This window comes from Agrobacterium sp. D14, from assembly GCF_001526505.1.
Classification (GTDB): Bacteria; Pseudomonadota; Alphaproteobacteria; order Rhizobiales; family Rhizobiaceae; genus Agrobacterium; species Agrobacterium leguminum.
In genome coordinates, this window is the sequence record NZ_ASXX01000006.1 from 24,919 (window position 1) to 37,146 (window position 12,228).

The following is a 12,228-nucleotide window of genomic DNA, read 5'->3' on the forward strand; positions in this document are numbered from 1 at the left end:
ACCATGGGTTTTACCCGGCCTTAAACGTCCGCGCCGAGCCGCGCCCAGTCCATGTAGAGATCGAGCGCCTTGCGGGCGACGGGGCCTGCCTGCAATTCGCGATCATCGAGCTTCACGACGGGCGAAACCTTGGAATAATTGCCGGAGCAGAAGATTTCATCGGCCTCGCGGAAATCCTCGACCGAAAGCGTCGCTTCGCGCACGTCGAAACCGGCCTGGCGCAGAAGGCCGATCACGCGCGAACGGGTGATGCCGGCAAGGAAAGTGCGGTTCGGAACCGGGGTAAGGACAACGCCGTCCTTGACCATGAAGATGTTGGCCGAGGCGGATTCGGCGACATTGCCGTTCATGTCGCGCATCAGGGCATTGTCGAAACCGCGCGAGCGTGCTTCCAGAATGGCGCGACCGCTATTGGGATAGAGGCTGCCGGCCTTGGCGTCGGTCATGGCGGTTTCCGGCGAAGGGCGGCGCAGCGGCGAAACGGTGAGCGTCAGCGGCTTGCCGGCATCCATCGGCGCTTCGAACAGGCAAAGCGCAAACCGGGTGGAGCCGGCATCGGGCGCCACGACGCTGCCGGGCATGCCGTGTTCGGCCCAATACATCGGCTTGATGTAGATCGCCATCTTGCCGTCGAATTTCTTGACGCCTTCGAGCGCCAGGGACTCAATCTCCTCAGCCGTCATGGTCGGCTTCATACCCATGTTGACGGCGGAGCGATTGACGCGCTGGCAGTGCAGATCGAGATCGGGCGCCACGCCATCGAACCAGCGCGCACCGTCGAACACCGTGGAAGCCAGCCACATGGCATGCGAGGTCGGGCCGATGAGCGGCGGATTGCCGGGCAGCCATTGACCGTCAACATAGGTCCAGGTGGTTGATCGGGGTGCGGTATCGACGCTCATGGTGGTCTCCTGTCTCAAGCGTTTCGTTCGGTAAAAACGCTCCGTCTTTTTTGTTCTGATGCATTGCCGGATGAAGAGCGCTGCGCGCTCTCAACGGGGCATGTTCTGGAAATCGGCCGGAGTGAATGCCTCTCCCCGGACGAGGTCAAGTTTTAATTGCAGCGATTTCTGATTTTGATGGAAAATAATAAAGCGACAGCCCCGCAAGCACGTTTTATGAGGCGAAACAAAAGGTTGATGAATAGATTCATCACAATAATTCATGCATCGGACGATAGCGGCGCGATTTGCCCCATGCGATGCTGGCGATCTGACGGCATTTCGCAGGAGGAAAATCATGGCATGGTCCGCCCACCAATATCTGAAATTCGAAGACGAGCGGACGCGTCCCGCACGGGATCTTCTGGCGCAGGTGCCGCTGGAGCGGGTGCTGAATGGCTATGACCTCGGCTGCGGCCCCGGCAATTCCACCGAGCTTCTGACCGACCGTTACGGCGTCAATGTCATTACCGGCATCGACAGCGATGACGACATGCTGGAAAAGGCGGCGGACCGGCTGCCGACCACGCGCTTCGGCAAGGCCGATCTTTCCCAGTGGAAGCCGGCGCAGAAGGCAGACCTGCTTTACGCCAATGCCGTGTTCCAATGGGTGCCGGATCATCTCACCGTTCTTTCACAACTGATGGACCAGTTGGAAAGCGGCGGCGTTCTGGCCGTGCAGATGCCCGACAATCTGCAGGAGCCGACGCATCGCGCCATGGAGGAAACCGGAGCGAACGGTTCCTGGAAGGACACGTTTGCAGATGGCAGGCTGCGCCGCAAACCCCTGCCCGCGCCTTCGGATTATTTCGATGCGCTGACGCCGAAATCCGCGCGGGTGGATGTGTGGCACACCATCTATAATCATCCGATGAAGGATGCGGAAAGCATCGTCGAATGGGTCAAGGGCACAGGGCTGCGCCCCTATCTCACCGCCGCCGGCGAGGAAAACCGCGAAGCCTTCCTCACCGACTATACGCGGCGCATCAAGGCGGCCTATCCGCCGATGGCGGACGGCCGCCTGCTTCTGCGCTTTCCCCGCCTTTTTGTGGTGGCGGTGAAGAAGTAGCTTCAGCCCGCGAAAGCATAGACCCTGAGACGGTGATTGTCAGGGTCGGCGGCGGTAAAGGTGTAGCCGAATTCCATGCCCGCCGGCTGCTGCAGCATGTCGATGCCCTTCGCCTTCCAATCCGCAAAAATCTCGTCCACCCGCGCATCGTTTTCAACGCGGAAGGCAAGCTCGCCGCCACCGCCCGTGACGGATGCTTTCGGCTCCACGGTGTGCCGCGACCAGAGGCCGAGCTTCATGCCGTTCTGAAGCACGAAGAGCGAGAATGTCGGCGAGGCTTCGACCGGTTCCGCGCCCAGCAGGGCCTTGTAAAATTCGGTGCTGGCCGGCGGGTTGTCGACGTAAAGGATGGTGAAATCGGGGTGGGGCATGGCTGTTCTCCTGTGTTGCGGATGAACGGTTTCTAGACCCCGCTGCTGTCAGTTTTTGTCAGCATGATGCCGCCGCCGCTGTTTTTCCCTTTCGCGCCATTCTTTCAGCAGCGCCTGGCGTCGGCGCGGATAACGGCTGTCGAGAGGGCGGAAATCTTCGATGCGGTCGGCCCGGAAACTGCGGTAGTCCTGCCGTGTCTCGCACCAGCCCAGCACCACCCGCACCAGATCGAAAAAGGCGAGCGCGAAGGGCCAGATCACCCGTTCCGTCACCTCTCCCTTTTCATCGCGATAGGTGATGACGACCCTGCTTTCCTTACGGATCGTATCGCGAATGGCGGCCAGATCGACATGGATGGCGGCAAGGCCCTGCCCCGGCCCGACGAGCAGGGTGGAATGATCGAGCTCTTCGCGCAGGGCATCGGGAAGCACGGCGCCGATCTTGACGAGGGCAGCGCGGGCGGCCTCCGCCAATCCCGCATCGGCGCGGCCGGCCACCCAGCGCGAGCCGAGCACCAGCGCCTCGATTTCCTGCTGCGAAAACATCAGCGGCGGCAACAGGAAACCGGGGCGCAGCACATAACCCACGCCCGCCTCGCCTTCGATATCCGCGCCCTGCGCCTGAAGCGTCGCTATATCGCGGTAGAGCGTGCGCAAGCTGACGCCGGTTTGCGCGGCAAGCGCCGCGCCGCTGACCGGCATGCGGTGGGAGCGCAGTATCTGCAACAGATCGAGAAGCCGTTGTGAGCGTGACACGCGATATTTCCTTCCACCGCATAGCCAGACCGTGGCGTTGACGATCCCGGCGATAGACGCGTAGCGCCGCCGGCCGCCGGGTGCAACCATGCAAAAAAGGGTGGACAAGGCCGCGTCGCCAGCATGTAGATAGAGTCAGGCTCTTTCACGCCCCTCCCATCCGCCACAGGCATTTCGAGTTTCCGCCATGATCGTTCGTCCAAAACCCAACCTGCTGCAGCTTTTCCTCATCGTGCGCGGCTCCATCATCGTCCGCATCTTTCCGCAGGTGCTTGCGGTTTTCCTGCTGTCGACGCTGGTTGTCTGGGCGCACAAGGACAGGCCTGATCTGGTGCAGGCGCTGAACGGCGCGCCCTTTTCGCTGCTCGGCATCGCGCTTTCGGTGTTTCTCGGTTTTCGCGCCAATGCCTGTTACGACCGCTGGTGGGAAGCCCGCAAGCAATGGGGTGCGCTGATTACCGTCGCCCGCGCGCTTTCACGCCAGAGCCTCATGCTCGATAGCCGGCAGGATGTCGCCGATCCCGTCACCCGCCGGCGGATCACCGATCTTGCCATCGCCTTCTGCCACGCGCTGGTTTCGCATCTGCGCCCCGGCGATGCGACCGCCACTGCGGCCAGCCTCGTTCCGGATGATCTCAGGGATATTTACGACCGCAGCCGCAACCGGCCGGACATGCTGCTGCGCGAAATATCCGGCGCCGTCGTCTCCGCCCATGGCAAGGGGCAGATCAGCGATATCCAGCTACAGATGCTGGATGCCACCGTGCAGCAGATGGGGGCGGCGCAGGCTTCGTGCGAGCGCATCCGCCAGACACCGGTTCCCTTCGGTTATTCGCTGCTGCTTCACCGCACCGCGCATCTGTTCTGCCTGTTGCTGCCGTTCGGTTTCACGGATTTGCTCGGCTGGGCCACGCCGTTTACCGCCACGCTCATCGCCTATACGTTCTTCGGTCTCGATGCGCTGTCCGACGAGCTGGAGGACCCCTTCGGCACCGGCCTCAATGCGCTGCCGATCAATTCGCTCGCCACCACCATCGAGATCAATCTGCGCGAGGCGATGGGCGAGACCGATCTGCCGGCCGATCCGCGCCCGGTGGACTACGTGCTGATGTGATATCGTCCCGCCGGGTTGAAACCGATCGCGCGGACACCAGTTAATGAAAGACGGCTTCCCCGCCCGGCATCCCGTGCCGGCCATGTTTTCAGCAAACAGGAGAGACATCCCATGTATGACGTCAGCGCGAATGGCGCGAATATTCCCGCCCTCGGTTTCGGCACCTTCCGCATTCCGGAAGACGATGTCAGGCGCATTCTGCCGGAAGCACTGAAACTCGGCTTCCGCCATGTCGATACCGCGCAAATCTACAAGAACGAAGGCGCCGTCGGCGAGGTCATCGCGCAATCGGGCATTTCCCGGCATGATATCTTTCTCACCACCAAGGTCTGGGTGGATCGCTTCCGCCACGACGATTTTCTCGCTTCCGTCGATGAAAGCCTTACGAAGCTGAAGACCGATTATGTCGATCTGTTGCTGCTGCACTGGCCGAAGAGCGATGTGCCGCTTGCCGAACGCATGGGCGCGTTGAACGCGGTGCGCAAGGCCGGCAAGGCGCGCAATATCGGTATTTCCAACTTCAATGTGGCGCTGACCGAAGAGGCGGTGAAGCTTTCCGACACGCCGCTTGCCACCAACCAGATCGAATATCACCCCTATCTCGACCAGACGAAGGTGATTTCGGCGGCGCGCAAGCACGGGATGTCGGTGACGGCCTATTATCTGATGGCCGATGGCAAGGTGCCGAACGATCCCGTGCTGAAGGATATCGGCGCAAAACACGGCAAGACCGCCGCGCAGGTGACCCTGCGCTGGGCGGTGCAGCAGCCGGATATCGTGGCGCTTTCCAAGACGGCGACGGAAAGCCGTCTCAAGGAGAATTTCGATGTTTTCGATTTTGCGCTGACCGAAGAGGAAATGCGGGCGATCCACGCGCTGGCCAAACCGAATGGCCGCATCGTCAATCCCGGCCACCTCGCGCCCGACTGGGACGACTGAGGCGGCCTTCCCTCCGCTCTGGTCTCATCGCTCGGTCAGGGCCAGCTTCGCGCCCAGCGCCACGAAAGCGGCCGCGAAGCTGCGCCGCAGCCAGGCGAGGACCGCCGGGCGCGACACCACCTGCCGCCGGACCGAGGCGGCGAAATAGCCATAAAGCGCAAAGACCAGAAACGTCATGGCCATGAAGATCAGCCCGAGATCGATCATGCGCCATGTCGGCAAAGCCTCATCCGCCGCGATGAACTGCGGCAGGAAAGCGAAAAAGAAGATCGACAGTTTCGGGTTCAGCAGATTGATGAGGATCGCCTCGCCGATGACGCGGGCGGCCTTGCGGGGCTCTCTGGTATCGTCGATCTTCAGCGCACCGTCCTCCCGCAGCGTGTTCCACGCCATGTAGAGGAGATAGGCGACCCCCAGATATTTGACCGCACCGAAGGCGAGCGCACTGGTGTGCAGGATGGCGGCAAGGCCGGTGATGGCGGCAAGCAGATGCGGCACGATGCCAAGCGTGCAGCCGAAGGCAGCAATGACGCTCGTCCTAGCCCCCTGCGAAAGACCGGCGGCCAGCGTGTAGACCACGCCGGTTCCGGGAGAGGCTGCGACGATGAAGGATGTGATGAGGAATTCGGGTGTCATGGTGCGGATATGTCCTGTGGGTGGAGGACAGGAGCATGAGGGTGCGTGGGGTGGGTGTCTTGGATGAAATTGCGCCACATCCGCACACCGTCACCCCGGCCCCCGAGCCGGGGTCCAGCGTGGTCAAGTCCTTGACCACTAAAGACTCCTTTCACGGCGCAGAGGCGCCGTGGCTGGATGCCGGATCTAGTCCGGCATGACGGAAGAGAGCGACGATCCGCCGCCCGTCGCCGCCCGGTAAACCGCCGGCGTAACCCCGAATTGCCGTACGAAGAACCGGTTCAGATGACTCTGGTCGGCAAAACCGGCGGCAAAGGCCGCTTCGGCGGGCCGCGTGCCTCTGGCCAGCGCATGGCGGGCCACATGGACACGCCGCTGGAGAAGATAGCTGTGCGGCGTCAGCCCGGTGGCCCTGGCAAAAGCGCGCAGGAAGCGGAACTGGCTCATGCCGGCTTCCGCGGCGAGATCGGCAAGGCGGAACGGCCGGGAGGGCTCATCATCGATGCGGCTTTTCGCCCGCTTTATATTCTCGGGTGCGGCGATTTCGCCCGGCTTCGCCGCCGTCTCCATCGCCCCCGCCAGAAGCGTCAGCAGGGTCTCGTCGCCACGAAGGGTTTCGCCCGGCCGTTCCCTTGCCGTCATGGCTGCAAAGACCGCGTTGAACCGCTTCGCCAGCGGCCTGATGTCGACGGGATAGGCGAATTCGAACGCGCCGCGATCCGTCTCGCCGATATCGGCAATGGCGTCGCGGACGATATCGATGTCGAGATAGAGCATCCGCCAGGCGCGGCCGCCCTCCCCGAGCGGAATACCGTCATGCACCTCGCCCGGATTGACGGTGATGAGATGGCCGGCGCCCGCTTCCACCATGCCGCGGCCGGAGAGCGATTTCTGCGCCCCGCGTTCGATGAGACCGATGCCGAACTGATCGTGCATGTGGCGCGGAAAGGAACGGTCGCTATCCGCCATCACGGCGACGACGCCGGGCAGAATGGTTTTCGGCATCAGGAACCGGCCTTGGGCCATGAAAGCGCGCGCTCCGCGGATAAGAGCGCGACGCTATCACAGGATGCCCAGTCGCGACAGATGCGGCCGTTTACGGATGCATATGGTTGATCATGGCGAAGACCTGATCGAAATTGCCGTTCTGCGCGGCGAAACGCAGCGGCTTGCAGCGTTCCACCACCACTTCCTTCTCGTCCGGGCGATTTTCAAGAATATCCATCACCTCGGAAATGAAGGCGTCGAGCGGCATGGCCCTTTCGTCGCTCGCCTGCCCCTCGCCCATCAACGTCGTCTGTACATAGGGCGGCACGATTTCGATGACCTCCACCGGCGTTTCCTTCAGCTGCTCGCGCAGCGCGACCGAATAGGCGTGGATGGCCGATTTGGTGGCGCTGTAGGTGGGGGTCAGCACCATGGGCACGAAGGCGAGGCCGGAGGAAACCGTCAGCACAGTGGCTGCGGGTTGCTTGAGGAAATGCGGCAAAAGCGCCGCCGTCAGGCGAATGGGTGCGAGAAGATTGGTGGCGATGGTTTCTTCGGCCGTATCGAGATAATCCGGTGCTGCGGCGATGTCCTCCGGCCGCATGATGCCGGCATTGTTGATGACAGCGTTGAGGGTCGGATGGGCCTTCACCAGAGCTTCGGCAAACGCGCGGATGCCTGCGGCGTCCGTCGCGTCCATCACCATCGAGGCCATGCCGGGATTGGCGGCCGTCACCTCGTCAAGCACGGCCTTGCGGCGGCCGGAAATGATGACCCGGTTGCCGGCCTTGTGAAACGCCTCCGCCAGCGCCCGGCCGATGCCGGAACCGCCGCCGGTGATGAGAATGGTGTTATCAGCGATTTTCATTGGAGCATCCTTTGCTTGTTGGCTGAAAGGAAGTTAGCTATGATACTCTCCAATCGAAAGTAGGCACCCAAAAGATTTATACTTACCCAAAGGAGAGCGTAAGATGAAACGGCACGCCGCCGACCCGGCCATCGAAAGCCGGCGCAAGGTTCCGCCGCCCCGGATACCGATCCGGCGATAGAGGCGCTGGTTCAAGACATCATTGCCAAGGTGGCCGACAAATGGACGATGCTCATTCTGGAAGTGCTGGAAGAGCATGGCACGCTGCGCTTCACGCAGATCGGCAGGCTGGTCGGCAATATAAGCCAGAAGATGCTGACGAAAACGCTGCGGCAGATGGAAAGCGACGGGCTGGTGCGCCGCACCGTGCATCCCGTCATCCCGCCGCATGTGGATTACGGCCTGACGAAGCTCGGCCGCACGCTGGGCAGCGCCTTTTGCGGCGTGTGGATATGGGCGGAAACGCACCATGCCGAAATAGAAGAGGCGCGGCGCCTGTTCAATGAACAGCCGCCGCGCCCCGCTATGGAGTAGTTTCGCCTCAGGCGAACTGGCTGAGGCCCGGAACCGAGGCGATCACCTGATCGACAACCTCATCGCCCGCATGCTGGCGGGCAACGGAGATGGTTTCCTTGGCGAGCGTGGAAATCTCGCTCATGCCGAGGCCCTGGCTCATCAGCTGCTGGCCCAGCCCCATGATGCCGCCGCCGCCGATCGCGCTCATCAGGCCGCCGAGCAGACCGCCGCCGCCGGCACCTTCGCCATTATACTGCGCCACCAGTTCGCTGGCGCCGGGAATGGCTTCGATCATGCGGGCGATCGGGCCGTCTTCCGCCTCACGCTGAAGAAAACCGAGAATCATGCCAATGGCCTTTTCGGCCAGTTCGGGGCTGATTCCCGCCTTCTCGGCGATCTGGCTCACGACTTCGTTCATTCTTGCCTCCTGTTGAAAAACGACGCCAACATCGAATAACTGACGTTAACGTCAACGTAAAACAATATCATGCCGCATTCAAGCGGCCACGGTCAGGTGCGGCAACTTTCATCAAGCGGTTTTTCTTCATCGCCATCAAGCAGTTGTTGCGCCTTGAAACTGTCCTTATAAGATCATCACAACCAAACTATGAAAAGGCCGCTATCGTCAGAAGTGGCCACAACATGGTAGTGACGCTTTAAATTCGGACATGACTTTTGCAAAATCCACCGCGATTTTAAGGTCATGCACCAGCCGCAGGAGAAAATGGTCGATGTTGCAGGACGGACAGCTCTATATCGGGACCAGCCGCAATCCGGACGACAGCCTGAACAAGGGCGAATATCTGGAACTGAAATTCGGCAACCGCCATGGCCTCATCACCGGCGCGACGGGAACGGGCAAGACCGTGACGTTGCAGGTGCTGGCCGAAGGTTTTTCCAAGGCCGGCGTGCCGGTTTTCTGCGCCGATATCAAGGGCGACCTTTCCGGCATCGCCGCGCAGGGCGAAGCCAAGGACTGGGTGCAGAAGCGCGCCGAACAGATCGGCTTCACCGATTTTGCCTATGGCAAATCACCGGTGATCTTCTGGGATCTCTACGGTGAAAAAGGCCATCGCGTCCGCGCCACCATCGCCGAAATGGGGCCGCTGCTGCTTGCCCGGCTGATGGATGCCTCGGAAGCGCAGGAAGGTGTGCTCAACATCGCCTTCAAGATCGCCGATCAGGGCGGGCTGCCGCTGCTCGATCTCAAGGACCTGCAATCGCTCCTGAACTATATGGGCGAAAACGCAACCGAGCTTTCCAACCAGTTCGGCCTGATTTCCAAGGCCTCGGTCGGTTCGCTGCAGCGCGGGCTGCTGGTTCTGGAACAGCAGGGCGCGGCGAATTTCTTCGGCGAACCGGCGCTGAAGATCGCCGACATCATGCGTGTGGGCACGGATGGGGTTGGCACGATTTCGGTTCTCGCCGCCGACCGGCTGATGATGAACCCGCGCCTTTACGCCACCTTCCTGCTCTGGATGCTTTCGGAACTGTTCGAGGAGCTGCCGGAAGTGGGCGACCCGGAAAAACCGCGTCTGGTGTTCTTCTTCGACGAGGCGCATCTACTCTTCAACGACGCGCCGCGGGTGCTGGTGGAGCGCGTGGAACAGGTGGTGCGGCTCATCCGCTCCAAGGGCGTGGGCGTCTATTTCGTGACGCAGAACCCACTCGACGTGCCGGAAACCGTTCTCGCCCAGCTCGGCAACCGCGTGCAGCACGCGCTTCGCGCCTATACGCCGCGCGAGCAGAAGGCGGTGCGCACCGCGGCCGACACTTTCCGCCAGAACCCGGCTTTCAACACCGCCGACACCATCACCACGCTCGGCACCGGTGAGGCGCTGATTTCCACCCTGCACGACAAGGGCGCTCCCTCCATCGTCGAGCGCACGCTGGTACGTCCGCCATCGGGCCGTGTCGGGCCACTCACCGATGCGGAACGCAAGTCCCTGATCGATGTGAGCCCCGTCGCCGGCCAATATGACAAGGATATCGACCGGGAATCGGCCTTCGAAATCCTTGCCGCCCGCGCCCAGAAGGCTGCCGATGCAGAAGCCGCCAGACGGGCGGAAGAAGAAAACGCCGCCAGCCAGTCCGAGAGTGCTTCCGGCCGCTGGCGCCTGCCCGGCTTCGGCGATGAAGAACCCGCACCGGCCTCCACCGGCTCGCGCAATGGCGGCGCACGCAAGACCGGATACCAGCGCGAAACAGTGATCGAGGCGGCGATGAAAAGCGCTGCCCGCTCGGTTGCCACCTCGGTCGGCCGCGCCATCGTGCGCGGGATTCTGGGTAGTTTGAAGCGATAGAAACAGATACGCCGCCCGCCCTCGATGGGGCGGGCGGCGCGTGATTGGCGGGACGTTACTTCTGGCGATAGAAGATCATGCCGCCGTGATAAAGCACATCGTCGACGAATTCGCCGTCGGCGGTGAAGCCGGTATCGTCCCAATAGTCGATATGGTTTCCCTTCACCTCATACCGCCCCCGATAGGCGCTTTTGCGGTTGCCCCGCGCCTCGTCATACCGGCCATTGGGCAGAAGCTCCTGACGAATGTGGCCATCGCCGGTGACCCACATGCCGATATAGGGGTGGTTCCGGGTTTGAGCCGTTTCGGTCATATTCACGTCCATGGCGTTGCTCGCTTTGCGGGAACCTGTATCGGCGGAAGCCGTTGCGAGCAGAAGCGCAACGGATGTCGAAACAATGTTCATTGTTTTTGCCCTCCAGATGCGGCGTTGGCGCGGCGTTCCTCGAACAGCTCGGCAAGCGTGCGGGATGCGGCGATGGCTTTGGGAAAACCTGCGGGAACGGTGATCAGATAGACCATTTCCTTCAGCTCTTCGTCGGTTGCGCCCACATTGAGCGCATAACCGGCATGGACCTTCATCAGATCACGCTCGCCAAGGGCCGCCATGACCGCAACGGCAGCAAGCTGGCGGGTCCGGTTGTCCAGACCCGGCCGGGACCAGACCTCCCCCAGGGCGTAGCCTTCGGTCGCATCGGCAAGGAAAGGAAACTCCTGCCGCAAGCGTTCCAGATTGGACTGGGGCTGGCCATTGTTGAGGCTGCGGACGACTTCATCGCCACGCTTCAGCCTGTCATCCAGTCGTTGCGGATTGGCGATGGCGGCACTTGCCGCAAGCATGGCAATCGCAAGCACGGTCGGAAAAATCGCTTTCATGTCGCTCTCCTCAGGCGGCGGTGGGTCGGACGACGATTTCATTGACGTCCACATCGTCGGGCTGCTCGATGGCGTAACGCACCGCGCGGCCGATGGCGTCGGGCTTCAGGGCGATGGCCCGATAGGTCTGCATCAGTTCCGCAGCGGCGGGATCGGTGATGGTGTGGGCAAGTTCGCTTTCCACCACGCCGGGGTGAATGCAGGTGACACGCAGGTCACGGTTTTCCTGCCGCAGCCCGTCCGAAATCGCCCGCACTGCAAATTTCGTCGCGCAATAAACGGCAGCCGTGGGCGAAACGGCGAGCGCACCGATGGAGGCGATGTTGATGATATGGCCGGAAGAACGGGCGGTCATCTCGGGCAGAACGGCGGCGACACCATAAAGCACGCCCTTGATGTTGACGTCGATCATGCGGTCCCATTCGTCGACCTTCAGGGACGACATCAGCGACAACGGCATGATGCCGGCATTGTTGACGATGACGTCGACCTGCCCGAACGCCTTGCGCCCCGCCTCCGCAAAGGCCTCGACGCTCTGTCTGTCCGTCACGTTCAGCGGCTGGATGACGACCTCGGCGCCCTTCCCGCGCAATTCTTCGGCAAGCGCCTGCAAGCGGTCCATGCGGCGCGCACCCAGCACCAGCTTCGCCCCGGCGGCGGCCAGTTCCCTTGCGATACCCTCACCGATCCCGCTCGATGCACCTGTGATGAGAACGACTTTGTTCAATGTCATGGCTTTCTCCTTGGTGTTACGGCCGGCTTTTTCTGGAAGCGGCCATTGCGGACAAGATAAAGCTTGGGCATTGTCGTGATAACCGCCTCAATCATAACCTCAATGGGTAGAATTTCTAA

Annotated in this window: 14 protein-coding genes and 1 pseudogene; 5 read left to right on the top strand and 10 right to left on the bottom strand. The window is 61.7% G+C overall.

The features are described 5' to 3' along the window. Window positions 1–20: 20 nt before the first annotated feature. The gene (locus tag L901_RS04715) at window positions 21–902 is read right to left on the bottom strand and encodes a branched-chain amino acid aminotransferase (RefSeq protein ID WP_059753963.1); all 882 of its coding nucleotides are present in this window, start codon (window positions 900–902) and stop codon (window positions 21–23) included. A gap of 337 nt (window positions 903–1,239) precedes the next feature. Between L901_RS04715 and tam the strand changes: the two genes are divergently transcribed. Next, window positions 1,240–2,010: a trans-aconitate 2-methyltransferase gene (gene tam, locus L901_RS04720; RefSeq protein ID WP_059753965.1), complete on the top strand. Its 771-nt coding sequence runs from the start codon at window positions 1,240–1,242 to the stop codon at window positions 2,008–2,010. Between the two features lie 2 nt (window positions 2,011–2,012). On the opposite strand, the gene L901_RS04725 is transcribed toward tam, so the two are convergent. Further along, window positions 2,013–2,381 (bottom strand): VOC family protein, encoded by a 369-nt coding sequence (locus L901_RS04725; protein ID WP_059753968.1) that lies wholly within the window; start codon window positions 2,379–2,381, stop codon window positions 2,013–2,015. Between the two features lie 48 nt (window positions 2,382–2,429). Further along, window positions 2,430–3,137: a YafY family protein gene (locus L901_RS04730; protein WP_059753971.1), complete on the bottom strand. Its 708-nt coding sequence runs from the start codon at window positions 3,135–3,137 to the stop codon at window positions 2,430–2,432. A gap of 187 nt (window positions 3,138–3,324) precedes the next feature. Between L901_RS04730 and L901_RS04735 the strand changes: the two genes are divergently transcribed. Together L901_RS04735 and L901_RS04740 are read left to right on the top strand one after the other, a co-directional pair. After that, window positions 3,325–4,251, top strand: coding sequence for a bestrophin family protein (locus L901_RS04735; RefSeq protein ID WP_003522250.1), 927 nt, complete (start codon window positions 3,325–3,327; stop codon window positions 4,249–4,251). Window positions 4,252–4,362: 111 nt separating this feature from the next. Then, entirely contained in the window at window positions 4,363–5,190 is an 828-nt protein-coding gene (locus L901_RS04740; RefSeq protein ID WP_059753974.1) for an aldo/keto reductase, read from the top strand. Window positions 5,191–5,214: 24 nt separating this feature from the next. Here L901_RS04740 and L901_RS04745 read toward each other — a convergent pair whose 3' ends face one another. The 3 genes from L901_RS04745 to L901_RS04755 all read right to left on the bottom strand — a co-directional run bounded on the left by L901_RS04745 (window position 5,215) and on the right by L901_RS04755 (window position 7,681). Beyond that, window positions 5,215–5,826: a LysE family translocator gene (locus L901_RS04745; protein WP_059753977.1), complete on the bottom strand. Its 612-nt coding sequence runs from the start codon at window positions 5,824–5,826 to the stop codon at window positions 5,215–5,217. A 186-nt stretch (window positions 5,827–6,012) separates the two neighbouring features. Further along, entirely contained in the window at window positions 6,013–6,852 is an 840-nt protein-coding gene (locus tag L901_RS04750; RefSeq protein WP_059753980.1) for an AraC family transcriptional regulator, read from the bottom strand. Window positions 6,853–6,922: 70 nt separating this feature from the next. Further along, window positions 6,923–7,681 carry an SDR family oxidoreductase gene (locus L901_RS04755; RefSeq protein ID WP_059753982.1) on the bottom strand — a complete coding sequence of 253 codons (759 nt, stop codon included), beginning with the start codon at window positions 7,679–7,681 and terminating at the stop codon, window positions 6,923–6,925. 103 nt (window positions 7,682–7,784) lie between these two features. On the opposite strand from L901_RS04755, the pseudogene L901_RS04760 reads away from it, so the two are divergent. Continuing rightward, window positions 7,785–8,215: pseudogene (locus L901_RS04760) on the top strand (winged helix-turn-helix transcriptional regulator). Between the two features lie 7 nt (window positions 8,216–8,222). On the opposite strand, the gene L901_RS04765 reads toward L901_RS04760, so the two are convergent. Beyond that, a complete protein-coding gene (locus L901_RS04765; RefSeq protein WP_020813108.1) occupies window positions 8,223–8,615 on the bottom strand; it encodes a hypothetical protein in 393 nt (130 codons plus the stop codon). Window positions 8,616–8,928: 313 nt separating this feature from the next. On the opposite strand from L901_RS04765, the gene L901_RS04770 reads away from it, so the two are divergent. Next, window positions 8,929–10,500, top strand: a complete 1,572-nt coding sequence (locus L901_RS04770; RefSeq protein WP_003522243.1) for a helicase HerA-like C-terminal domain-containing protein — start codon at window positions 8,929–8,931, stop codon at window positions 10,498–10,500. 55 nt (window positions 10,501–10,555) lie between these two features. Here the strand turns inward: L901_RS04770 and L901_RS04775 are convergent, their stop codons facing one another. Genes L901_RS04775 through L901_RS04785 form a run of 3 tightly spaced genes read right to left on the bottom strand, consistent with a single transcriptional unit; the run spans window position 10,556 to window position 12,109 of the window. Then, a complete protein-coding gene (locus tag L901_RS04775) occupies window positions 10,556–10,906 on the bottom strand; it encodes an Atu4866 domain-containing protein (protein ID WP_059753985.1) in 351 nt (116 codons plus the stop codon). Then, the gene (locus L901_RS04780) at window positions 10,903–11,376 is read right to left on the bottom strand and encodes a carboxymuconolactone decarboxylase family protein (RefSeq protein WP_059753988.1); all 474 of its coding nucleotides are present in this window, start codon (window positions 11,374–11,376) and stop codon (window positions 10,903–10,905) included. The genes L901_RS04775 and L901_RS04780 overlap by 4 nt, the downstream gene beginning before the upstream one ends. Window positions 11,377–11,386: 10 nt before the next feature. Next, window positions 11,387–12,109, bottom strand: coding sequence for an SDR family oxidoreductase (locus tag L901_RS04785; RefSeq protein ID WP_059753990.1), 723 nt, complete (start codon window positions 12,107–12,109; stop codon window positions 11,387–11,389). Window positions 12,110–12,228 lie beyond the last annotated feature (119 nt).

What these genes read in the sequence shown, in the direction of transcription:
- L901_RS04755 (WP_059753982.1), bottom strand. Translation starts at nt 7,681, where the DNA reads ATGAAAATCGCTGATAACACCATTCTCATCACCGGCGGCGGTTCCGGC.
- L901_RS04770 (WP_003522243.1), top strand. Translation starts at nt 8,929, where the DNA reads ATGTTGCAGGACGGACAGCTCTATATCGGGACCAGCCGCAATCCGGAC.
- L901_RS04775 (WP_059753985.1), bottom strand. Translation starts at nt 10,906, where the DNA reads ATGAACATTGTTTCGACATCCGTTGCGCTTCTGCTCGCAACGGCTTCC.
- L901_RS04715 (WP_059753963.1), bottom strand. Translation starts at nt 902, where the DNA reads ATGAGCGTCGATACCGCACCCCGATCAACCACCTGGACCTATGTTGAC.
- L901_RS04735 (WP_003522250.1), top strand. Translation starts at nt 3,325, where the DNA reads ATGATCGTTCGTCCAAAACCCAACCTGCTGCAGCTTTTCCTCATCGTG.
- L901_RS04750 (WP_059753980.1), bottom strand. Translation starts at nt 6,852, where the DNA reads ATGGCCCAAGGCCGGTTCCTGATGCCGAAAACCATTCTGCCCGGCGTC.
- L901_RS04785 (WP_059753990.1), bottom strand. Translation starts at nt 12,109, where the DNA reads ATGACATTGAACAAAGTCGTTCTCATCACAGGTGCATCGAGCGGGATC.
- L901_RS04780 (WP_059753988.1), bottom strand. Translation starts at nt 11,376, where the DNA reads ATGAAAGCGATTTTTCCGACCGTGCTTGCGATTGCCATGCTTGCGGCA.
- tam (WP_059753965.1), top strand. Translation starts at nt 1,240, where the DNA reads ATGGCATGGTCCGCCCACCAATATCTGAAATTCGAAGACGAGCGGACG.
- L901_RS04740 (WP_059753974.1), top strand. Translation starts at nt 4,363, where the DNA reads ATGTATGACGTCAGCGCGAATGGCGCGAATATTCCCGCCCTCGGTTTC.
- L901_RS04765 (WP_020813108.1), bottom strand. Translation starts at nt 8,615, where the DNA reads ATGAACGAAGTCGTGAGCCAGATCGCCGAGAAGGCGGGAATCAGCCCC.
- L901_RS04725 (WP_059753968.1), bottom strand. Translation starts at nt 2,381, where the DNA reads ATGCCCCACCCCGATTTCACCATCCTTTACGTCGACAACCCGCCGGCC.
- L901_RS04745 (WP_059753977.1), bottom strand. Translation starts at nt 5,826, where the DNA reads ATGACACCCGAATTCCTCATCACATCCTTCATCGTCGCAGCCTCTCCC.